Annotated in this window: 22 protein-coding genes; 11 read left to right on the forward strand and 11 right to left on the reverse strand. The window is 60.8% G+C overall.

Going from position 1 to position 22614, the window contains the following annotated elements:
* Positions 1–286: 286 nt before the first annotated feature.
* Positions 287–1393, reverse strand: a complete 1107-nt coding sequence (locus DWQ09_15790; GenBank protein ID KAA3626596.1) for a HAMP domain-containing protein — start codon at positions 1391–1393, stop codon at positions 287–289.
* A gap of 75 nt (positions 1394–1468) precedes the next feature.
* Positions 1469–1945 carry a hypothetical protein gene (locus DWQ09_15795; protein ID KAA3626597.1) on the reverse strand — a complete coding sequence of 159 codons (477 nt, stop codon included), beginning with the start codon at positions 1943–1945 and terminating at the stop codon, positions 1469–1471.
* 329 nt (positions 1946–2274) lie between these two features.
* On the opposite strand from DWQ09_15795, the gene DWQ09_15800 reads away from it, so the two are divergent.
* The 3 genes from DWQ09_15800 to DWQ09_15810 are packed head-to-tail and all read left to right on the forward strand — an operon-like array spanning position 2275 to position 3819.
* Positions 2275–2802: a histidine phosphatase family protein gene (locus DWQ09_15800; protein KAA3626598.1), complete on the forward strand. Its 528-nt coding sequence runs from the start codon at positions 2275–2277 to the stop codon at positions 2800–2802.
* Between the two features lie 55 nt (positions 2803–2857).
* On the forward strand, positions 2858–3322 hold the full coding sequence (locus DWQ09_15805) for a MarR family transcriptional regulator (protein KAA3626599.1): 465 nt from the start codon (positions 2858–2860) through the stop codon (positions 3320–3322).
* On the forward strand, positions 3319–3819 hold the full coding sequence (locus DWQ09_15810; protein ID KAA3626600.1) for an N-acetyltransferase: 501 nt from the start codon (positions 3319–3321) through the stop codon (positions 3817–3819). The genes DWQ09_15805 and DWQ09_15810 overlap by 4 nt, the downstream gene beginning before the upstream one ends.
* A gap of 267 nt (positions 3820–4086) precedes the next feature.
* Here the strand turns inward: DWQ09_15810 and DWQ09_15815 are convergent, their stop codons facing one another.
* The gene (locus DWQ09_15815) at positions 4087–4848 is read right to left on the reverse strand and encodes an SDR family NAD(P)-dependent oxidoreductase (protein KAA3626601.1); all 762 of its coding nucleotides are present in this window, start codon (positions 4846–4848) and stop codon (positions 4087–4089) included.
* A complete protein-coding gene (locus DWQ09_15820; GenBank protein ID KAA3626602.1) occupies positions 4835–6361 on the reverse strand; it encodes a long-chain fatty acid--CoA ligase in 1527 nt (508 codons plus the stop codon). Before DWQ09_15820 ends, DWQ09_15815 begins: the two co-directional genes overlap by 14 nt.
* A 417-nt stretch (positions 6362–6778) precedes the next feature.
* Here DWQ09_15820 and DWQ09_15825 point away from each other — a divergent pair, with 417 nt between their 5' ends.
* Positions 6779–8242, forward strand: a complete 1464-nt coding sequence (locus DWQ09_15825) for a sigma-54-dependent Fis family transcriptional regulator (protein KAA3626603.1) — start codon at positions 6779–6781, stop codon at positions 8240–8242.
* A 58-nt stretch (positions 8243–8300) separates the two neighbouring features.
* Here the strand turns inward: DWQ09_15825 and DWQ09_15830 are convergent, their stop codons facing one another.
* The 6 genes from DWQ09_15830 to DWQ09_15855 all read right to left on the reverse strand — a co-directional run bounded on the left by DWQ09_15830 (position 8301) and on the right by DWQ09_15855 (position 13553).
* Positions 8301–8768 (reverse strand): hypothetical protein, encoded by a 468-nt coding sequence (locus DWQ09_15830; GenBank protein KAA3626604.1) that lies wholly within the window; start codon positions 8766–8768, stop codon positions 8301–8303.
* Between the two features lie 168 nt (positions 8769–8936).
* Positions 8937–10442, reverse strand: a complete 1506-nt coding sequence (locus DWQ09_15835) for a diguanylate cyclase (GenBank protein KAA3626605.1) — start codon at positions 10440–10442, stop codon at positions 8937–8939.
* Positions 10443–10497: 55 nt separating this feature from the next.
* Complete coding sequence (locus DWQ09_15840) at positions 10498–11304, reverse strand: EEP domain-containing protein (protein KAA3626606.1); 807 nt, start codon at positions 11302–11304, stop codon at positions 10498–10500.
* Positions 11305–11347: 43 nt separating this feature from the next.
* Positions 11348–11977, reverse strand: coding sequence for a thiol:disulfide interchange protein DsbA/DsbL (locus tag DWQ09_15845; protein KAA3626607.1), 630 nt, complete (start codon positions 11975–11977; stop codon positions 11348–11350).
* Positions 11978–12169: 192 nt separating this feature from the next.
* Positions 12170–13168, reverse strand: a complete 999-nt coding sequence (locus DWQ09_15850) for a hypothetical protein (protein KAA3626608.1) — start codon at positions 13166–13168, stop codon at positions 12170–12172.
* A gap of 223 nt (positions 13169–13391) precedes the next feature.
* On the reverse strand, positions 13392–13553 hold the full coding sequence (locus tag DWQ09_15855) for a cytochrome c (protein KAA3626609.1): 162 nt from the start codon (positions 13551–13553) through the stop codon (positions 13392–13394).
* Positions 13554–13831: 278 nt separating this feature from the next.
* On the opposite strand from DWQ09_15855, the gene DWQ09_15860 reads away from it, so the two are divergent.
* On the forward strand, positions 13832–14458 hold the full coding sequence (locus tag DWQ09_15860) for a YihA family ribosome biogenesis GTP-binding protein (GenBank protein KAA3626610.1): 627 nt from the start codon (positions 13832–13834) through the stop codon (positions 14456–14458).
* Between the two features lie 472 nt (positions 14459–14930).
* On the opposite strand, the gene DWQ09_15865 is transcribed toward DWQ09_15860, so the two are convergent.
* Positions 14931–17636, reverse strand: coding sequence for a DNA polymerase I (locus DWQ09_15865; GenBank protein ID KAA3626611.1), 2706 nt, complete (start codon positions 17634–17636; stop codon positions 14931–14933).
* A 234-nt stretch (positions 17637–17870) separates the two neighbouring features.
* Between DWQ09_15865 and DWQ09_15870 the strand changes: the two genes are divergently transcribed.
* The 6 genes from DWQ09_15870 to DWQ09_15895 all read left to right on the forward strand — a co-directional run bounded on the left by DWQ09_15870 (position 17871) and on the right by DWQ09_15895 (position 22124).
* The gene (locus DWQ09_15870) at positions 17871–18596 is read left to right on the forward strand and encodes a TIGR00730 family Rossman fold protein (GenBank protein ID KAA3626612.1); all 726 of its coding nucleotides are present in this window, start codon (positions 17871–17873) and stop codon (positions 18594–18596) included.
* Positions 18597–18605: 9 nt separating this feature from the next.
* On the forward strand, positions 18606–18935 hold the full coding sequence (locus tag DWQ09_15875; GenBank protein ID KAA3626613.1) for a DUF2782 domain-containing protein: 330 nt from the start codon (positions 18606–18608) through the stop codon (positions 18933–18935).
* 103 nt (positions 18936–19038) lie between these two features.
* Positions 19039–19605 (forward strand): hypothetical protein, encoded by a 567-nt coding sequence (locus DWQ09_15880; protein KAA3626614.1) that lies wholly within the window; start codon positions 19039–19041, stop codon positions 19603–19605.
* 74 nt (positions 19606–19679) lie between these two features.
* Positions 19680–20222 (forward strand): ATP-dependent protease subunit HslV, encoded by a 543-nt coding sequence (locus tag DWQ09_15885; GenBank protein ID KAA3626615.1) that lies wholly within the window; start codon positions 19680–19682, stop codon positions 20220–20222.
* A gap of 187 nt (positions 20223–20409) precedes the next feature.
* Positions 20410–21744, forward strand: coding sequence for an ATP-dependent protease ATPase subunit HslU (locus DWQ09_15890; GenBank protein ID KAA3626616.1), 1335 nt, complete (start codon positions 20410–20412; stop codon positions 21742–21744).
* Positions 21745–21755: 11 nt separating this feature from the next.
* On the forward strand, positions 21756–22124 hold the full coding sequence (locus tag DWQ09_15895) for a DUF971 domain-containing protein (protein ID KAA3626617.1): 369 nt from the start codon (positions 21756–21758) through the stop codon (positions 22122–22124).
* Positions 22125–22614: the final 490 nt, after the last annotated feature.

Consider the following 22614-nt stretch of genomic DNA (forward strand, 5'->3'; position numbering starts at 1 on the left):
TCAGCGGATTCCATCAGGGACAGGGGTATCTACCTCAGACAAAGTCCGGATGTATGGCTGCAATCTCTACCTCCTCACCATCACTACCTTGGGGGCTTGGCAAATAGGGGCGACCATGTATGAGATAGGTTCTAGCTAATCAGCGCGGGCCGAGGAGGTTAGGTGCTCCGTTGCGCTGAGACGGTAAGTGGGGAGACATGCTCCCGCCGCTCTGCACGCTGGACGTTCCGGTCCTGAATGGCCGCCAGGTGGCACCACCCGGCGGCCATCTTTTTATCTCTCGGGTTCAGGCCGCTCGACGCAGGCGGCTGATGGAGAGTTTGATGCTGGTCTGCATGAGCGTGATTGCCTCGGCGAGTTCGCCGATCTCGTCACGCGACGCGATGGAGACCTCCGATTCAAGATCGCCGACACTGATGCGTTCCGCGTGATCGGTCAGTGAGCGAATCTGTCGGGTAAGACGGTAGCCATAGAGGCTTACGATAAGGCCCACCAGTACCAATGTGGCGGCGAGTATGCCGAAGGTGAAGGTGCTGGTCTGCTCGGTAACTTGCTGTGCGTCCTGCTCCAAAGCTTTGATGGGCAGCGTGAACTCGTCGAGGTAGGTCGTGCTGGCCACGATGTAACGCGTGCCGGGCACCGGGGTGCAGACCATGAACTTCTGGCGGATCGTGCCATCTTTATCCTGCCAGGCGTAGTAGCCGCGCGACTCCTTGCCGCCCTCAACACCCGTGTAGACGGTCCAGAAACCGGGGAAGTTCTGGCCAAGCGGTTTCTCCAACTTTTTCATGTCGATACCGATGATTTTGGCATTGACATGCGCCCAGGTGCGCCAGATACCGCCGTCGTCGGGTAGCTCATAGAGCGCGGTATAACCGGTCTTGCCCACTTTCTGAACGGCCAGCGCGGTGAAGTCTTCGCGCTTGCTCAGCTCTTCACTGCTGGCGGCGGGATTGTTCTCAAGGTAAAGGCTGACCTGCTTGGCGACGGAGTTGGCGCTGTCACTGATGATACTTTCGGCGAGCGAGGTCACCGCGTCGGTGCTTCGCAGGGTGATCAGCTCCGACAGGCTATCCAGCTGGCGCAGGTAAAAGGTGCTTGCCGCAGCCATCAAAGTGATCGGTATGACGAGAAACAGTAGCGTCATTTTGGCGCGCAGTCCAAAGGGACCTTTGCGAAATGCCGCGGTATTGACGGCGGCCGGCGCGCTGCTGATCGGTTCGGCGGCCTGCGGTGCCGGTGACTGCGGCACGGATTGCAGCTTGGGGCTGTGCTGTTTGTTGACAACGATGCGTTCACCGCATCCCTTACAGCTGAACCAGGCCTTTTCTCCAGAAATAAAGGAGGTGTCGATTTTGTAACGCTTTTCGCACGCAGGGCAGGCGACTTGCATGGCAATACTCCTTAATCAGCAAACTGTAATAACCGTCTTTGGGCACGTTGCCCGTGTATTCCAGGGGTCTGCGACTCAACTGTGTTGTTCTGCGAGCTTGTTCATTGCGTCGAGAAAGCGGGTGCGTTTCTCCGGGTTTTCAATTGCGCTCGCCAAGTTATCGATCAGTGGTCGAATGCAGTAACGGGGGAGGTTGTTGGGGTTGTATCCGAGGTCGCTGGCCGTATCTTCAATGAGAACCACCGAGAATGGTCCAACGGCCAATGCCATCTCTGAGTTCAGCGTGTCCAGGAACTGACTGTCGAGAGGGGTGAGCACTTCCGGGCGTGTGCCACACAGCTCGATAAACTGCAGTTTGCGCAGCTGTGCGGTAGCCGTGGCGGTTTCGTTGAGACTGAGTCCGAGGATGGCGGATACCTCGCCCAGCGTATGCTTGCCGTCCATCGAGCGCAGGACGTCGAGCAGGCGCCGGTCATTCCCGAACTTTGCCGGATCACCGATGGCGACACGGCGAAACACCATCACGGCAACGTCTTCCTTGCTGATTGGCATAACAAACCTCAAACGCGAAATTCATCGCGGTTGCTATTGTTTTAACTATTCAGGGGTGCTAATGCCGAGGATGTTTCAAGCACCCGGACTCTGCCGGATTTCTCACACTCTTATTTGTAGTTTGGTCGATCACTGTGCGAGGCTGGTCACTGTGTATCATTCAATATGCGTGGAGTCAATGATTCGAGCTCCACATATTTGCCATACCGCCACTAAACATCGGTATTACTGGTCGTGGTGGGGCGAACCATCGTGACCAGGGTTGCCCGGCCGATGGCCGGCAAGCCGGGTTTTTGGCGGCAGCGCAAGTTGCTGTGAGGTTATTGGAGATGAGCCGCGAGCTGCTGCTGCTGCGTCACGCCAAATCGGACTGGGATGCGCTGACCGAGCGCGATGCCGATCGAGTACTTTCCAAACGGGGTCGCCGGGACGCACCCCTGGTAGGCGAGTGGCTCGCTAACGAGGGGTTGATACCGGAGGTTGTCGTCTGTTCGCCGGCGGTGCGCACACGCCAGACGTTGACCGCCGTGCTCGAACGCCTGGATATGGCGGATTTCCCGGTGGCGTTCGATAGACGCATCTACGAGGCGAGTCTGTCGTCGCTGCTGCAGGTGCTGGTGGATTATCCAAACACGGTGCGGCGCACATTGCTGGTGGGACACAATCCCGGTGTCGATGATCTGGTGATGTATCTTGCCTCCAGTCCGCCACCCCTCACCCGGAGCGGCAAGTTGATGACCACTGCCGCGCTGGCGCGTATCGAGCTACCGGATGATTGGTCACGCCTTTCTCAAGGTTGTGGAAGCGTGGTGTGTTTGATGAGGCCCAAGGAGTTGATCTCCGCGCGCGGGCATTGACATCGATCTCGATGGCCACCTAAGTTGTCGCGACAACCCTTGTCGGCGTGTGCTCATGTCGTTCACTTTTGACACCAATCCGGGTCCTGCAATCCATCGTGCTGCAAAGCGTCCGAAGCAGGCGTTGGGTTCACAGCTGAAATCCGTTGATACCACTCCCGAGCGGTTTTCAGTGCTGACGCACTTGTGGGAGGCGCATGGTCTGACCCGGCGTCAACCGGCCGGACGGCTGCAGAAAGACAAAGCCAACGGCACGCGCATCCTTGATCGCCTCGCAGTGAAGGGGTTGAAAGAGCGCAGTGCCGACCCCGATGACCGGTGCACGTTGCGCATCGTTTTGGCGGGCGCGGGGCGTGCCGCCGAAAAGGTATCGCGCGCGCGGGTGGTGGAGTTGCGTGTCCGCGCCTACGCCCGCTTGTCCCTCGCGGAGCCCGAACGGCTGATCGCGGCGCTCAACCGTGGCACAGCCAATCTTTGCGCTCCGCTGGACGCGGCGGCCGTGGGCAGGGGGCGCGAATGATGGCAGTACCGAGCGATATCAAAATTCGTCACCACTGGAAACCTGGCGACGTCGGTTACATCACCTATCTGCACGGTGTGCTTTATGGACGGGAACAGGGCTGGGATCACACCTTCGACGCCTACGTGGCCGGGCCATTGTCGGATTTCGCGCTGAGCTATCAACCGGATCGTGAGCGGCTATGGATCGTCGAAGCGAATGAGAAAATCGCTGGTTGCATTGCCATCGTCGCCGCTTCGCCCGCCGCCGCGCAATTGCGGTGGTTCCTGCTCCATCCCGATCTGCGCGGGCAGGGATTGGGTAAGCGACTGATTGAACAGGCCATCGATTTCTGCCGTGCCAAGAGGTATGGCACTGTTTTCCTGTGGACGGTCGATGCCCTGCCTGTGGCAACCCACCTGTACCGCACGGCCGGGTTTCGGATCACCGAGCACAAACGCAGTGCGCTTTGGGGCAGCATGGTCAATGAACAGCGTTACGAGCTGAATCTGCGGTAGCACGGATGAGTTCAGTGTCCTCATGAGCGCCCGCGGCGAAGTTCCCGTCTCTCCGCCGGCGTGCCTTGGTCGCCTATGGCGAAGCGCTGCGGCTTGGGTACGATCTCGGGTGCGGGGACCCCGGTGCAGGTGGGAGAGGTCGTTGTCAGTGCAGAGGTTTATGTGCCTCTAGCGTTCCAGCTTGCCGGGTTTGCGTATTGGGTGCTGTGACTGCATCGGTGCAACTGGGCGCACAGGCGCGTGATTGGCAGTATAGATACGCTCGGCCTACATGTGGATGCCGCCATCGACCTCCAGGATACGGCCGGTCACGTAGTCGTTCTCAATGATGAAAGCTGCGGTTGCCGCCAGTTCGCTCAACACGCCGGGGCGGCCCAGCGGAATCGCCTGGTTGAGTCGGGCGAGCGCCTCGGGCTTCATGTTGAGCACCATTTCGGTCGCGAATACCCCTGGTGCGATTCCCGCGACACGAATCCCGTAGCGTGCCAGTTCTCGCGCCCAGCATACGACCAGGGCGGCGACGCCGGCCTTGCTGGCGGCGTAATTGCTTTGACCGATATTGCCGGCCCGCGCCACACTCGAGATGTTGATGATCACACCGCCCGCGCCGTGCTCGATCATCGCCGCCGCCGCCTCGCGCCCGCACAAGAACGTGCCGGTCAGGTTGACGTCGATCACCGCTTGCCACTGGTCCAAGGAAAGTTTTTTCTCGACGCGACCCTCCTTCGCCTTGACCAGCAGCCCGTCACGCAGGATTCCGGCGTTGTTGATCAATCCGGCGATGGCGCCGAAATCGGTGCGGATGGCCGCAAAGGTTTCAACCACCTGCGGCTCGTCGGCCACGTTGGCGCGGTAGCTCTTCGCTTTGCCTCCCAGTGAGCGACAGGTGTTGGTCGCCTCTTCGAGGGTAGCGTCGCTCATATCGATCAACGCCAGGCCGGCACCGCGCCGTGCCAGCTCCTCGGCCATGGCACGTCCGATGCCGCGGCCGGCTCCGGTAACCACAAAACAACGTTCAGCGATCTCCATTAAACAGCTCCGCCAGTTGGTTCTTGAGCACCTTTCCCGCCACATTGCGCGGAAATCCCTTGAGGATAAGCACTCGGGCGACCCGCTGATACTTCGCTGCAACCCGCGTGTTGATCCACTCCCTGAGCGCAGTCTCGGCGAGATCCGCGCCCTCGCGCAACACCACTGCAGCAACCGGGGATTCACCCCACTTGTCATCCGTGACGCCGAATACCGCCGCCTCCACGACATCGGGATGCTGGACGGCGACCTCCTCGATATCGCGCGGATAGACGTTGACACCCCCGGAGATGATCATGTCCTTCTTGCGGTCGACAAGGTAGAGAAACCCCGCCTCGTCCACGTAGCCGAGATCCCCCGAGTGGAGCCAGCCGTCGCGCACGCTCTGTCGGGTCAGGTCGGGGCGCTTGTAGTAGCCGGGCATCAGCAAGGGGCCGCGGCCAGTGATCTCGCCGACCGTGCCCGTTGGCACCTCATTGCCCGCATCGTCAACGATGCGCATCTCCGACAAAGGCAGCGGGCAGCCAACGGAGCGCGGTTTGCGCGGGTAGTCCTCGCGGTCGAGCACCGTGACGAAACCTTCGGTCAGTCCATAGAGTTCGTAAAAACGCCCCGGTAACAGCTGCGTCAGCCGGTCCTTGTGGATCTGATGCAGCGGAGCGCCCAGCGACAGCACCATCTCCAGCGACTGCAGCCGTTCGTAGCTGCAGGTGGGGCTCTCCAGGATCGCTACGATTTGCGACGGCACCAGCATTACGTGGGTGGCGCGCTCGCGCTCGATGGTGGCGATGAAGGCATCGGCTGCGAAACTCTTTTCGAGCACATAGGTGGCGCCCAGGTAGAAGCAGGGCATCAGGGTGACGAAGGCGCCGTTGAAGACGATGGAGCCGGCGTGCAGTTCGACGCTCTCCGGCGTCATGCGAAACGCGGCGGCAAAGTGCGTCGCGTAACCGGTCCTGACCCCATGACTGTGCATGATGCCTTTGGGGGTGCCGGTGGTACCGCTGCTGTAGACGATGTTGAACAGGTCGTCGTCGTCAAGATCGGCGCGCGGCGGATCAGTGGCGGGGTGTCCGGCCAGCAGTTCATCGTAGGTGCGAGATGGTCCGGGAACCGAACCATCCACCACGATGATGTCGTGCTCCCGAATGGCGCGCAGCTCCTTTGCCCGATGCGCCATCCCGGTGGCCGCCGGTGCGGTGAGAAACACCATGCGCGCATCGCAATCCTGCAACAGCCCGAGCAGTCCGGAGGGTTGCAGCAGCGGACTCATGGGGACGATGACTGCGCCGATTCGCGTGATGGCCCAGTACAGGGTGATCAGCTCCAGAGAGTTGGGCAACACGGTAGCCACTTTGTCGCCTTTGCCAATGCCGTTGGCAAGCAGGGCATTGGCCACGTGATTGATGGCACGCTGAAACTCAGCGTAGGTGAGTCGCGATTCACCGTGGATCAACGCCAGCTTGTCGGGCCGATAGCGTGCGTGGTGGGCGATGAGTGTGTCGAGCGGCATGGTCTATTCTCGCTGCGATTGACGATCGTCAGGCGCGGGCCGATTCCAGGATGGTTGCGCCTGATCGATAACCCGGGTGAGCAGGGACTCCACCTCTTCACCCTCCCAACGCTGAAACGGGGTATGGCCCCAGCCGACGATATAGGTATTCACAGAAGCTCTCCGATCAAACGTCTTACGTTACCCCGGATTATTACGGTCCGTCTCTTGCAAACTGCAAGGCAAAACCGATGCCCGAAAATCTAAGCAGCTGATTTAGTGGACAATTGATTGATTCAACGGGGCGTCAATAGCCGGTATTGTCAAATAATCAGACAATCCAGCTGTGTTTACCCGTACGCGCGTCGCTGGAGTTGGATTATTGTTTCCAAAATCAGACATTGCTCGTCGAATAGGGTACTGCTAAGGATAAATTGTATGGAAATCAAGACACCGAAACCTGAGGCGAGCGAAATATCCAGTATCGCAGCACTGCGCGAAGAGGCGTTGAGAACCTTCTCCCGCTCCTTCGACGAGTACTTCGAATACTCGATTACCGTCGATCGTGAGGCGCGGGTCACCTGGATCAGCGAACCCTATTACCGCTTTCTCGACCTGCACGAATCGCCTGTCGGCAAGCCCATCGTCGCGATTATTCCGAACAGTTACATGCCGGAGGTGGTGCGTACCGGGGTGCCGGTCTTTTTGGATCTGCTCCACGTGCGGGATCAGTGGGTGGTGGTGAGTGCCTTTCCGCTGACCGCTGAGGATGGTGTCGTTATCGGTTCTTTTGGCTTCGTGGTGTTGGGGCAGATGAATCGTTTGAAACCGCTGCTGGGTAAATTTTCCGGATTGCAGGAGAAATTACGTGCCGCACAACAGGAGCTGCGCAAGCGACGGGCGCCGCGCTATCAGCTTTCCCAGGTCGTGGGGCAAAGCGAAAAGATCTGGAGCATCAAGAAACAGATCCGCCAGGCGGCCCGTTTTGATATGCCCGTGCTGCTGATGGGGGAGACAGGTACCGGCAAGGAGCTTTTCGCCCACTCCCTGCACGCGGTTTCAACACGGGTGGATGGACCTTTTATCACGGTCAACGTCGCGGCGGTGCCTGCCGCGTTGCTGGAAGCGGAGTTCTTCGGTGTTGCGCCGGGAGCCTACACGGGCGCCGATCGACGGGGCCGGGAGGGGAAGTTCAAACTGGCGGATGGGGGTACCCTGTTCCTTGACGAAATCGGGGATATGCCACTGGAACTGCAGGCCAAACTGCTGCGTGTACTGCAGGAGGGAGAGCTCGAGCGCCTGGGGTCCAATCAACTGGAGTACATTGATGTGCGTGTCGTCGCAGCGACGAGCAAGGATCTTTCGGCGCTGATCGAGCAAGGGAGGTTTCGCGCCGATCTCTACTATCGCCTGAGCGGCTTTCCGGTGAGTTTGCCGGCGTTGCGCGAACGCGTCGAGGATATTGAATTCCTGTGCGAGAAATTTCTGGAAGAGATGAGCGCGCGTTTCGGTGGACAACAGAAAGAGCTGAGTGCTGAAGCATTGGAACTGATCAAAGGGCATCAGTGGCCAGGCAATGTCCGCGAATTACACAATGTCATCGAACGTTTGTGTGTGATGGAAGAGGGTCACTACATCGATGTGGATCGGGTGATCGAGGTATTGCCGGATCTGCAGACCCGGCAGCCGCTGCCGGTGACAACGCGTGCCCGTCCGCGCGCGGTGGACCCGGCGACGCTTAAATTGGCGGGACGCGTGGCACAGGTGGAGCGCGAGGTGATCCTGGAGGCGTTGGATGTGGCGGGAGGTAAACGGGTACAGGCGGCGCGCTTGCTCGGAATCTCACGCGCAACGCTATACCAACGTCTGGAGCGAATGGGCATCGAAAAGAAACGGCGTTAGCGGGGCGCTGCCAGCCGCCGTGCCGGATCGGGAATCGCGCTTCCCCTCCGGCTGGCGATTACCCCTCGAATCCCGGGAAGCGGGCGGCAAATCGTGCAATCCACTCGTAGGCGGCCCGTTCCTCGCTCAATGAGCGTCCTTCGTCGGTGGCGGCCAGGAGGCGATAGTGGGCGATGTGGCAGAGCTGTTCGACCATGCGGGCGGCAAATGCCTCGCGTTTTCGCCCGATCCATACCACGACCTGGCTTGGCGATGTCGTGCGATCGACCTCGACCACCTGGCTGCGAAAACGGTGGATCTCCCCCGCGGCCTTGATACTGAGCAGCAGCCGACTTCCCCGGCGCGGAGGCTGTCGCGCTTGAAAGCGCAGGTAGAGGCCATCGTGTTTGGGGCTGTGTGCGGCTGAGTGGCTGTCGACCTGGTAGGCGAGGGGCTGGCTGGCGGGATGGTCGATGAGGGGTGGCGGCTGAACTGAAGCGAGCGAATCCGCAGGTACCTGATAAGGCGTATGGGAGCTTCGGATCATGGGCGCCTCCCCGTCTGGCGCTGTATGGATCTAACGTATTAGGGGAGAAGAGTAGTTGATATCAGCCGAAAATATCAACTAAAAACTATTTATATCAATCTGTTAGAGACATATTCTAATCTTATAGTTTAGATATTTGATCTGATAAAATCACCGTAATACATTGATTTACATCAGTATAGTTTGGTTTCGCCCCGCCTCTTTGGCCTGGTACATGGCCTGGTCGGCGCGCTGGAACGCAGAATCGCCACTGTCGGTCCCGGCAAATTCCGTTACGCCTATGGAGACCGTGATCCTGACGGGTTCACCGCGGTAGGTGAAGCCCATTTCAGCGATCGCTTCGCGGAGTTTTTCGGCGACGGTGAAGGCGGCCTGGCGGTCGGTTTCCGGCATGATGAGAATGAACTCCTCGCCTCCGTAGCGGGCCAGAAAGTCGGGTTCGCGTGTCAGTTTGCGCAGGCGCTTGGCAATGGCGGCCAGCACCTTGTCCCCGGCCTTGTGCCCATAGTTGTCGTTGACGCGCTTGAAGTAATCGACATCGAAAATTACCAGAGCGAGGGGGGTCTTATAACGTTTCCAGCGGCGGTACTCCTGAGCCAGGAACTCCTCATAACCCAAGCGGTTGTGCAGCCCGGTCAGTGGGTCGCGATGGGCGGCTTCGCGCGCCTTGATCAGCGCATCGCGCAGCTTGCCGCTCTCCTTCTCCATCAGCACCATGCGCCCGACCAACTTCTTCAGGGCGCTTTCAGCGCGGCTGCTACGCTGCTCGTCATCGCTGCGGTGGCGATCGATCCGTTCACGCAGGGCCTGCATCTGTTTGATGATGGAGCGCTTGTGATCCTCCAGCGAATCGGCGGCACGCACGCCGGCCTCGATGGCCTCGAACTGAGCGTTCAAATCACCGTGAAACCGGCGTCCGCTCTCTGCGGACTCCTGCTGCAGCTGGCGCGTGTCTTCCAATCCCTCCATGAGACCGCGCAATTGGTCGTCGACCTCGCGCAGGAAACCTTCCAGATCCTCACGATCGCTGGTGGTGCCAAGCTGAATCTGGGCGACCAGATCGCCGATGTCGCGCACGGTTTGGGCGAGCTTCGCGCCGCCGGGTTGATCGGTCAATCGTGATTTGATGGCCTCGGCGCGTTCGGCCAGCGCCCCGGTAAGGGCTAAGCGTTCGAGCAGTTCGGTGAGCACTTCGCAGACTTCCGAGCCGCTGGCGCCGCTGTTGCTGAGTTGGTTGAGAGTCTGTGCCAGTTGGTGCCCGATGCGCTCCAGGGTGAGTCGATCGTCGGTACTGGCCTCCTGCTTGAGGCGGGCGATCTGGTCGGCAATGGTGGTGGACGGTGACAGCTCTTCGAGCAATTGACGCAGCAAATCGCCCGCATCCGAATTTTTGACTTCGATGCCTTTGCCGGCCTTGTCATCGCGCCACGCGGATTTTTCGATGCGCACCAGCAGTGGCTGGATCTGCGCCGGATCGATCTGATCACGAATCACCTCGCGTAACTGGCGCAGGGGCTCTTCCAGATCGGGGCTCGCCTCGCTGGCGAGTACCGCCAGTCGCGTCACCGCACGGCGCATAACCTCCTCGACACGTCCGGCGAGGCGTTCCTGTTCGACCAGTTCGGAGCGCAGCGCGGAGAGTTCGGTTTTCAGGGCAGGAGTGTCGTCACTCATGGTGGACCAGGCGGCGGCTGAGGCGGTTACGGGTGATTATGCCAGCCGCCCTGCTTCAGGGCAGCAACGAGACCTCTTTTGGCAGTTCCACTTCAATGGCGACGGGCAGGTGATCGGAATAGGTGCAATCCAGCGCCTGTATGCTGCGGACACGCACCGACGGGCTGATCAGTACCCGGTCGATGCTGCGCTGGGGCTGCCAGCTGGGATAGGTATTGAGGTTGCGTACCGGCTCGATGAGACCGCTGCGTTCGAGCGGTGAGTGGCGATGGCCGTTGATATCGTGGGCGCGACAGTTCATATCGCCCATCAACACCACGTTGCGATAGCCGCGAACCAACTCCGCGATGTAGGCCATCTGCTGTTCGCGGGCGCGGGGGCTGAGTGCGAGATGGATGATCAGCACCACCAGGCAGTCTTCGCTGCTACCGTAGCGCGCCATCAACGCTCCACGTCCTGGGATGAGGCCGGGTAGTTTGTGTTCGCTGATCTCGGTGGGGGTGATGCGGCTCAGCAGCCCGTTGCTGTGCTGGGCCAGGCGACCCAGGTTGCGATTGAGCTGACTGTGCCAATAGGGGAAGGCGCCGCGCCAGGCCAGGTACTCCACCTGATTGATGTAGCCACTGCGCAGGCTGCCACCGTCGACCTCCTGCAGGCCGACAACGTCGAACTCGCTGATCAGCGTGCCGATGCGATCCAGGTTTTTCACGCGCCGCGAAGACGGCAGGACATGCCCCAAGCTCCTGGTGAAGTAGTGCCGGTAACGGTTGGTGGAGATCCCGGTCTGAATGTTGTAGCTGAGCAGCCGCAGCGTCGGCGCTGCAGACGGCATTGCGTCATCGGGACCGGGTGGTTGCGTCATGAACCGAGTCGCTAACGTGCTGGGATGCTGTGGAGAATAAGCCTCAGGAGCGACCATTGGTTTCCTTGGCAATCAGTTCCTCGATCACTCGGATCATGTTGGCGTAGTTGCCGGTCATTACACCGTCGGTGCGGTATTTGCCATTGACCACGACCGCCGGCGTACCGCTGATTCCATAGCGCTCGGTCATCACGCGGGCCTTGCGCACCCTGGTCTCGACGGCGAAGGAGCGCCAGGTCTTCTTGAAGGTCTCGGTATCGACACCGAATTCACCAAAGAATGACTCCAGGGTCTGCTCGCTGTCGAGATCGCGACGCTCGGCGTGGATGGCATCGAAGAGCGGACGGTGGATCTTGTCGACGATCCCCAGAATTTCCGCAGTGTAGTAAGCGCGGGCATGGAGCGCCCACTTTTCACTGAGGATGGCGGGCATCCGCACGTACTCCACGTTCTCGGGTTTATCCTGCAGCCAGCGATCCATGACCGGCATCAGCCGGTAGCAGTGGGGGCAGCGGTACCAGAAGAGCTCGACCACCTCGATCTTGCCCGGGGTGGCGGTGGGTTGCGCCGGGGTGATCGGCTCGTAGTCGGCTCCCCAGGCTGTGGCGGATATGCCTGCCAGGGTGCCCGGTGCCAGCAGCAGGGCTAGAAACAGTTGTCGGAATTTCTTCATTTTGACCTCTCCCAGTTCGGTTGAAGCGGAGGAATCCGTACCCTCGCTCGTTCGTAGACAGTCGAACCCTGTACCCACTTGATCATTGCGCTGCCGCCAAGGTTCCCCACGATGGGTGGGGTAAACGGACCACGAAGTAAAAAGGTGACCCGGGGGTCACCTTTTTACTTTGGCACTAATTTGCCACGATGACTATTTCAGGTTCGTGATGTACTCCGCAACGGCGGCGATATCCGCGTCGCTGAGTTTGGCGGCGACACCGCGCATCATGCCGTTGAGATCATTGTCGCGGGTGCCCGCGCGATAATCCTTCAGCGCCTTTGTCAGGTACACCGCATGCTGCCCGGCCAGCCGCGGGAAGCCACCCGCCGGATTGCCGGCGCCGCTCGAGCTGTGGCAGCCCGAGCAGGCTACGACACCGGTGGCGAGGTTCCCGCCGGTGTAGAGGCGCTTGCCTGCCTCCTGCAGCTCCGCATTGCCCTGCGCTTCGCTCATTTTCAGGGATGCGAAGTGGGCGGCGATATCACGCATATCCTGCTCAGAAAGCGGCGCCGCCATGGGGGACATCAGCTCGTTCTGGCGTTCGCCGTTTTTGAAGGACTGCAGTTGCTTGTAGAGGAAATCCTCGTGCTGGCCCGCGATTTTTGGCCACTCGGGGTTGAGGCTGTTGCCGTCGGGGCCGTGGCACGCGATACAGAGCGCCGCCTTCGCCTGGCCCGCTGCCGCATCGCCCTTCGTGACGGTGGTGGCGGGCATTACGGCTGGTGCCTCAGCTTTGGCCTCTTCCTCTTTGACCTCCGCCGTGGGCGTCGGTTCCGGTTCGGCTTTCGGTTCCGCAACAGCTGCGGCCGGGGCCGGCGCTGCGGCGGGCTGACTCGCGACCGCTCCCCCTACCAAGGAGACCATGTATTCGACGCTGGCTCGCAGCTCCTCCTCGCTGCAGGCCATGCAGGTGCCCTTGGGTGGCATGGCGTTCAGGCCATTGACCACCGAAGCGACCAGGGTATCGATGCCTTTTTCCAGGCGCGGTGCCCAGACGGCGGAATCGCCCTTCTTGGGTGCCCCGGCGGCGCCGGAGTCGTGACAGAGAAAGCACGCTTTCTTGTAGACGGCTTCACCATCGGCAGCCCCAGCGAGCTGGGCAAAAAGGGCCGCGGTGGCCAGGGTAAGGGTGAGAATCAGTTTTTTCATCGTCGCTCCTTGAGCGTCGGTTGGGCGGGTCCGGTTTCGAGAAAACGTATGAGCCTGTTTTCCACGAGACTCGTCGACGCCAGCCCAGGACCCGACGAAGCGGGCCGGCGTTGAACAATTCGTTACCTGGTCTGGCTGACGATGAACTCCACCGCAGCCCGCAACTCCTCGTCACTGCAACTCGCGCAGGTGGCTCGCGGCGGCATGGCATTGAGCCCTTCGGTCACCGAGACCAGCAGTGCATCGACCCCTTTGGCGCGCCTGCGGCACCGAAGTCGTGACAGGCGAAGCAGACCCCCTTGTAGGTTGCCTGACCATCGGCGCCAGCAGGACCTGTCGCTCCCAACAGGGCGGTGGTGGCCACGACGATGACAAATCTGTTCATTGCCCAATCTCCCGAGTGACTGCGGCGGTGTAAATTGACGGCGCAATGGTGCGGCAGGTACCTGCTCCGAAGGCGGGCAGCGCCAATGCCCCGGCGCAAAGACCCGTCTGTATACCAATTGGCCGGAAACGGGTCAACTGAACATGGCCGTTGACTCGCAAAATTCACTCGATGACACGGGCCGGGAACCGAGTGACAGGTGTTTCGCCCGCCGGTGGTATCCAGATCGCTATAATGGACCGCCGCACCTGGCTGCGCATCGAGGAATCGTTACCCTGATGACCGAACGACCGCCCAATCCGCTTTATCGCAAGGCGGTTTTTCTGACCAGTGCCGAGCGCCTCGCGCAGGCGCCCGGGGATGAGGGGTGGGAGGTGGCTTTTGCCGGTCGCTCCAATGCCGGTAAGTCAAGCGCCATCAATACCGTCACCGGCCAGAAGGCCCTGGCGCGTACCAGCAAGACACCGGGCCGCACCCAGCTGATCAATTTTTTCAGTCTCGATGACGAGCGGCGCCTGGTGGATTTACCGGGTTACGGTTTTGCCAAGGCGCCCGAGGCCGTCAAGCGGCGCTGGCAGCGCAGCATGGAGGAGTATCTCGCGAGTCGCCGGAGTCTCCGCGGTTTGGTGTTGGTCATGGATGTGCGCCATCCGCTCACCGAGTTCGACCGGATGATGATCGACTGGTGTGCCCATCAGAGTTTGCCCATCCACATCCTGCTGACCAAGGCCGACAAGCTCAAACGCGGGCCCGCAATAGCCACACTGCATCAGGTGCGGCGGTCGGCCTCCGCCTTCGGCGAGCAGGCCAGCGTACAACTGTTTTCAGCGTTGAAGCGCACCGGGATCGAGGATCTGCAGGCAGTGCTCGATGCCTGGTTAGGCTTGTCCGAACCGGTGATCTGAACCACCCTGGACGCCCCGCCAGGCGACACGGCAGTCGGGATACCCGTAAATGGTCAGTGGGTACTCACTTAAAAGTTTGATGCCTCCAGACGTACCCTTTGTTTTGCATCCCGGCGGTGAACTTTTGCCTACCCCCCTAGTCATATATTTCGAGTGTCGGTGCCCGATGCTCTAGCCCGCTATCCCTCCCTTAGCGGGTCGGTCACCCGGAATCCCCAACTGGGTGACTTCTTAAGGCCCCGGTTTTCCCCCTTTTGACCGGGGCCTTTTTTATTTCCGCCTTTCCGGTTGGGATGCCGAAGACACGGGTATTGCAAATCCATCTCGCGCAAAGACGCCAAGAACGCCAAGGGTCTGTACCTGTGGGGCGGGCGGTTCAGACCGGCCCAATGCTCCGCAGTCGCCCGGCACCGGCGTGGCCTGGCTGGGTGCACTTTTGCGACTTTGCCTGAAACTGATGGTTTTCAGGTAATCAATGGGCCTCATCCCAGTTATGGCCGACACCGATATCCACCACCAGTGGCACCGCCAGTTCGGCGGCCTCGCACATCAGCTGGCGTACGCTACGAGTAACGGACTCGGCGGCGGATGTCTCCACCTCGAAAACCAGTTCGTCGTGCACCTGCATGATCATGCGCGCGCCGCGTTCCCCGGTCTGCAGCCAGTGGTCGATGGTCAGCATGGCGCGTTTGATGATATCCGCGGCGGTGCCCTGCATCGGGGCGTTGATGGCGATGCGTTCCGCCGCACCGCGCCGGGCGGGATTGCGCGCAGTAATCTCGGGCACGTACAGGCGGCGCCCAAAGAGTGTGGTGACGTAGCCCAGTTCCTTGGCTGTGCTCCGGGTCTGTTCCATGTACGCACGCACGCCCGGGTAGCGGTTGAAATAGCGGTCCACGTATTCGCGGGCATCGCCGATCGGAATGCCCAACTGACGGCTCAATCCAAACGGTGACATACCGTAGATGAGGCCAAAGTTGATTGCCTTGGCGGCGCGGCGCTGTTCCTTGGTGACCTTGTCCCGGGGCATGCCGAAGACTTCGGCCGCCGTGGCGGTATGAATATCCTGCCCCGAGGCGAAGGCTTCGAGCAGGCCGTCGTCGGCCGAGAGGTGGGCCATGATGCGCAGCTCGATCTGCGAATAGTCGGCCGCCAGCAGACGCTGCCCCCGGGGGGCGATAAACGCCTGGCGGATGCGCCGCCCTTCCTCGGTACGCACGGGGATATTCTGCAGATTGGGATCGCTGGAGGAGAGTCGACCGGTGGCCGCCACCGCCTGGTGATACGAGGTGTGGACGCGACCGGTGCGGGCGTTCACCTGCTCCGGTAACCGGTCGGTGTAGGTGGACTGGAGCTTGCTGAGCGACCGGTAATCGAGGATCAGCTGCGGCAGCTCGTAGTCCAGCGCCAGGTCCTGGAGCACGTTTTCCGCGGTGGAGGGCTGTCCCTTGGGGGTTTTGGCGAGCACCGGCAGCCCCATCTTGTCGTAGAGAATCTCCTGCAACTGTTTGGGCGAGCCGAGATTGAAGGGCTGGCCGGCGACCCGGTGCGCCTCCTTTTCGAGGTCGTGCAGTCGCAGGCCGATCTCCCGGCTCTGCCGGCGCAGCATCCTGGTGTCGATGAGAACACCGGTGCGTTCGATGCGCGACAGCACCGGCACCAGGGGGATCTCGATCTCCTCGAAGATGGCGCGCGGCCCCGGTTGCTCCTTGAGCCGTGGCCACAGGCTCTGGTGCAGCGCCAGGGTGATGTCGGCATCCTCGGCGGCGTAGGGGATCGCCTCTTCCAGGGCCACCTGATTGAAGGTGATCTGTTTTTTGCCCTTGCCGGCGACGTCTTCGAAGTGGATGGTCTGGTGATCCAGGTGCTTGAGCGCCAGCGTGTCCATGTCGTGGCGGCTGCCGGCGCTGTCGAGCACGTAGCTCTCCAGCATGGTGTCGAAGGCGATGCCGCGCAGGGTAATCCCGGCATTGGCGAGCACGCTCATGTCGTATTTGAGGTTGTGGCCCACCTTCGATTTATCGGAATCCTCCAGCAGGGGTTTGAGCGCTGCGAGCACGGCACTGCGCTCCAGTTGTGGCGGAGCTCCCGGGTAGTCGTGAGCCACCGGGAGATAGGCCGCCTGGCCACGCTCGACGGCGAAGGAGAGCCCCACCAGTTCGGCCTCCATATAGTCGAGGCTGGTGGTCTCGGTATCGATGGCGATGAGTTTGGCCTGCTGCAGGCGCGCGAGCCAACTGTCGAATTGAGCCTGGGTGAGGATCGCTTCGTAGTCTGTCCCTGCCGGGGTCTCCGCAGCCGTCGCGGCGGGAGAATCGTCGTTTTCCAGCTCTTTGAGCCAGCTCCTGAACTCGAGCCGTTGAAAAAGCTTGCGCAGGGTGTCTTTGTCGGGTGCCGCGGGGGAGAGCGAGCCGACCTGTTCGTCGAGTTCGACATCGCAGTGGATGGTGGCGAGTTGCCGCGCCAGATCCAGTTGCTCCAGATGCTCGCGCAGATTGTCCCCCACCTTGCCTTTGACCTCGCCGGCGCGCGCCTTGAGCGTATCGAGATCGCCGTACTCCGTGAGCCACTTCGCGGCCGTCTTCGGGCCCACCTTGGGCACGCCGGGGATGTTGTCGGAGGTATCGCCCACCAGTGCCAACAGATCGATGATGCGCTCGGGCGGTACGCCGAACTTCTCCACCACGCCCGCGCGATCCATGGTGGTGCCGCTCATGGTGTCGACCAGCGTCACATGCGGGCTGACCAGCTGCGCCAGATCCTTGTCCGAGGTGGAGATGACGGTCTCCAGGCCCTGTTCGGTCGCCTGTCGTGCCAGGGTGCCGATCACGTCGTCGGCCTCGACCCCGCCGACCTGCAGCAGCGGCAGACCCATGGCGCGAATCACCGCGTGCAACGGCTCCACCTGGGTGCGCAGCTCGTCGGGCATCGGTGGACGGTGCGCCTTGTAGTCACTGTAGATTGCATCGCGAAAGGTTTTACCGGGGGCGTCGAATACCACCGCTATATGCGCGCCCTGGTAGTCCTTGGTCAACTTGCGGATCATGTTGATCACCCCGTACACTGCGCCCGTCTGCTCGCCCTGGGAGTTTGTGAGTTCGGGGAGCGCATGGAAGGCGCGGTAGAGATAGGAGCTGCCATCGATCAGGACCACTCGGGGCGCTGCATTGTTGGGCATGGGGTTATCCGGGGCTCGCAGGGGTAATTCATTATACGGGTAGATTGCGAAACTACCGGCCTCGCCCGTTGATCCAAGGAATCTCGGATTAAGTCGTGCTCAGAGGTTCCCTACGCGTTTTTACGAGCACTTCGGCATCCTCCCCTGTCAGTTGAGCGAATGTCGTGCCCGCAAACCGACTCCGTAGTGTGCCACACTGCTGACGCGGGTTGGCCGCTGCCCAGGAATCCATCGATGAACAAAGAAGAGAAGATCAGCCACCCAGGCATGAACCGTGTCGACGATTCCCTTTTGACGCGCGAGTCGTGGAAAGTGTTTCAGGTCATGGCCGAATTTGTCGAGGGCTTCGAGCGCCTCGCTGGTATCCGTCCCTCGGTGAGCATTTTCGGTTCGGCGCGCACCCAACGCGAGCACCCTTATTACCAGTTGGCTGAGGACATCGCCCGCGAGCTCTCCAACGCCGGATTCTCGGTGGTGAGCGGCGGCGGCCCCGGCATCATGGAGGCAGCCAACAAGGGGGCGCAGGCGGGCAAGTCGCCCAGCATCGGGCTGAATATCCAATTGCCCAACGAGCAGGCCGGCAATCCCTATCAGGATATTGCGCTCAACTTCCGTCATTTCTTCTCGCGCAAGGTGATGTTCGTGAAATACGCTTCGGCCTACGTGGTGTTGCCGGGTGGATTTGGCACGCTCGATGAGTTGGCCGAGATTCTTACCCTGGTGCAGACCGGCAAGAGTCGGTGCATTCCCATCATCATGGTGCACACGCCGTTCTGGAACGGACTGATCGATTGGTTCAAGGCGTCGCTGCTGGCCGAGGGCACGATCTCTGCGGAGGATTTCGATCTGTTTCGTGTGCTGGACACACCCAAGGAAGTGGTGGATGCTATTTTCACTCATTACGAGCACCGCAGCTTCGAACCATCCGCGCGCGAACGCGAACTGCTGCTCGAACTCTAAGGATCTCGCATGCGACACCTGATGTTACTCGGACTACTGTTGCTCACCAGTAGCAGCTTCGCGCAACAACGCCCTGCCGATGCGCCCGACACCGCCGAACCACCGCCGCTGCCGGAAGAGGGCAGCGTCATGGAGCCCGAAGTGCGCATCATCCGCAAAGGAGACGACACCATTCACGAGTACCGTGTGCAAGGCAAGCTGGTGGCGGTGCAGATCACTCCCAAGGTGGGCGTCCCGTACTATCTCGTCGATGCGGATGGTGATGGTGAGCTGGAGAGCCGTCGCAGCGGGCTGGACCCCCGCTTGCTGATACCGGGCTGGGTCATCAAGCGCTGGTAATCAATCCGCGTGCGCAACCCGCTGCGCTGTTTATCAATAAGCACCATGGCTGTCCATACCCCTGTCGACGAGCGGGCACTGACCGAATTGCTGGCCCGGATGCATGACGCGGCGCGGGCTTTTCCCCGCCGGCGGCCCAACCCCCGGTACGGCATGGCGCCGTACGGCCGCCGAACGGCTGGTGCCGCTGTTGAGCAGGAGCGAGCGCGAGCTGCTGCGACAAGAACTGATGTTTCAGGAGCCGTTGCCTGCAAACGCCTTGCCGCGGGGTGTGGTGCATGCTGACCTGTTTCGCGACAACGTATTGTTCACCGGGGATACCCTCAGCGGTGTCATCGATTTCTACTATGCGTGCTACGACAGCCTGATCCTCGATCTGGCGGTGACCGCCAATGACGGGTGCCCCGATGGGCAGGGACGCTGGCGCTGGCCGCTGCTCGCGGTGCTGTGCGCAGGCTATCAGCGCGAACGCTCCCTCACCCGGGTCGAGAAGGCGTCGTGGCCGGCGATGCTCCGTGCGGCAGCGCTGCGCTTCTGGCTGTTGCGGCGGCTGGAGTGGCATTTTCCGCGTGCCGCCCCCGTGGGATACCGCAAAGACCCCGGTGAATACCAGTACATCCTGCGGTTGCACTGGGAAGACGGAGAGGATGCGAAGGGCTGTCCAGCCTAGCCGGTCGGGGCGACCACGCCGCGACTGGTGTACAATTTGCAGCCTTTGACGCCACATCCGACAGGACGAATGACGTGGAACAGTATCGTGGAACCACCATACTCGCCGTGCGCCGCAATGGTGCGGTAGTGATCGGCGGTGACGGTCAGGTCACTCTCGGCAACACGATCATGAAGGGCAACGCCCGTAAGGTGCGCCGGTTATACCATGATCGCGTCGTGGCCGGTTTCGCCGGCGGCACGGCCGACGCCTTTACCCTGTTCGAGCGTTTCGAAGGCAAGCTGGAAAAACACAGCGGCAACCTCACCCGCGCTGCGGTCGAGCTGGCCAAGGACTGGCGGACCGATCGCATGTTGCGCCGTCTGGAGGCACTGTTGATCGTCGCCGATAGCGTGGCCAGCCTGGTGCTCTCGGGTAACGGCGATGTGATCGAGCCCGAGCATGACCTGGTCGCTATCGGTTCGGGAGGACCATTCGCGCAAGCAGCCGCTCGGGCGCTGATGGAACACACCGAGTATTCGGCGCGTGAGATCGTCGAGCAGGCGATGGGCATTGCGGCTGATATCTGCATCTACACCAACCGCAACCTCGTGGTCGAGGTGTTGAGTGGTGATTGAGCTTTGTCCCGCGCGAAGACGCAAAGGAGCGCAAGGAATCGATTGAATGAGGTGCAGGGCGGGTGGAGCCCACGCAGGAATTCGGGGGACTCCGCCCACCCCTGGAATGGAGCAACTTTTCAGTCTTCGCGCTCGTGGCGTCTTCGCGCGAGATAGTGTTTCTGTAATACGAGGATCCTAGTCACACATGTCCCAGATGACCCCCCGCGAGATCGTTCAGGAACTCGACAAACACATCATCGGTCAGGCCGCCGCCAAGCGCGCGGTAGCCATCGCGTTGCGCAATCGCTGGCGGCGCGCGCAGGTGAGCGACGAGTTGCGTGCCGAGATCACGCCGAAGAACATTCTGATGATCGGCCCCACCGGTGTCGGCAAGACCGAGATCGCGCGGCGTCTCGCACGCCTTGCCAATGCGCCCTTCATCAAGATCGAAGCGACCAAGTTCACCGAAGTGGGTTACGTGGGTCGCGACGTGGAGTCGATCATCCGCGACCTGGCCGATATCGCGGTCAAGATGACCCGTGAGCAGGAGATGGACAAGGTGCGCTTCCGTGCCGAGGATGCCGCGGAAGACCGCGTGCTCGATATCCTGTTGCCGCGGCCACGCAGCTTTCCACCCGGCAGCGATGTCGGCAGCGAGGGGCAGACGGATACGCGGCAGAAGTTTCGCAAAAAACTGCGCGAAGGCGACCTCGACGACAAGGAGATCGAGATCGAGGTGCGCGCGACTTCAGTAGGTGTCGAGATCATGGCCCCGCCCGGCATGGAGGAGATGACCAATCAGTTGCAGTCACTGTTTCAGAACATCGGCGGAGGACGCACCAAGACGCGCAAGCTGCGCATCAAGGATGCGCTCAAGGTGCTCGTCGAGGAAGAGGCCGCCAAGCTTATCAACGAGGACGATCTCAAACTCAAGGCGCTGGAAACGTTGGAGCAGAACGGGATCGTCTTTCTCGATGAGCTCGACAAGGTGGCCAAGCGTGGTGAAACCAGCGGTCCCGACGTCTCGCGCGAAGGTGTGCAACGTGATCTGTTGCCGTTGGTGGAGGGCTCCACCGTCAGCACCAAATACGGTATGGTGCGTACCGATCACATCCTGTTCATCGCCTCCGGCGCCTTTCATCTCGCCAAGCCGTCGGATCTGATTCCCGAGTTGCAAGGCCGGTTACCGATACGCGTTGAACTCGATGCGCTGAACACCGAGGATTTCGTGCGCATACTCACCGAACCCGATGCTTCGCTGACCGAGCAGTATGTGGCCCTGATGGGTACCGAAGGTGTGGAACTGAAGATTACCGATGATGCCGTGAAGCGCCTCGCAGAGGTTGCGTTTCAGGTCAACGAGCGAACCGAGAACATCGGCGCGCGGCGTCTGCATACCGTGCTCGAGCGCTTACTGGAGCAGATCTCGTTCGAGGCCTCGGACCTGTCGGAGACACAGGTGATCATCGATGCTGAATATGTCGATCAACACCTGGCCGAATTGGCGGGTGATGAGGATCTGAGTCGCTACATACTGTAGGAGGTACATCCATGGCCCAATTCAAGATTCGCCCCACCGAGTTCAAGCTGCATCAGAAGCGGCGCATGCTGGATGTCACCTTTGAGGACGGCAAGCACTTCGAGCTGTCCTGCGAGCTGTTGCGCGTCTACTCACCGTCCGCCGAGGTGCGCGGTCACGGTCCGGGACAAGAGGTGCTGGTCTACGGAAAGGAGAACGTGAACATCAAAGCCGTCGAGCCGGTGGGTAACTACGCGGTCAAACTGGTGTTCGATGACGGCCACGACACCGGGCTCTACTCATGGGACATTTTCTACGACCTGGGCGAGCACCAGGAGCAGTACTGGTCCGACTATCTGGCACGTCTCAAAGAGGCGGGTTACGAGCGCAAGGTGGATTGAGGGGAATGGTTCTCGCGCAGAAATGCGCGCGCCACACACTCTCCTTCAGAGGGGGCAAAAGGGAGGATCAGGTGATCTTGCCACCGCCCCTCACCCTGGCCCTCTCCCAGCGGGAGAGGGGACACAGGAAGAGGTTGGGCATTTTTACGAGAGCGGGAAAATGTCACCCTGTGACGGATGTGCACACTAAATGCGGTTGATGCACCAGAGGTGAACACCCTCTCCCCGAGCGAGAGTGGAACACAGGGAGAGGTCGGGCATTTTACGTGAGCAGGAAAATGATGCTCCGTGAGGGATGTGCCCACGAAAGTCGGTCGATGCACCGGAGGTGAACATCCTCTCCCTCAGGGAGAGGGCAGGGGTGGGTACAGACCGGTAACATGGTTTACAGAATAGACCGGGCACAAGGTTTACAGGGTAGATTGCGTTGGCAAGGAGGACTTGCCGATGCCCTGGAAAGAGACCTGTGCGATGGATCAACGAGTTCAGT

The sequence above is a fragment of the Pseudomonadota bacterium genome (genome assembly GCA_008501635.1).
GTDB lineage: Bacteria > Pseudomonadota > Gammaproteobacteria > QQUJ01 > QQUJ01 > QQUJ01.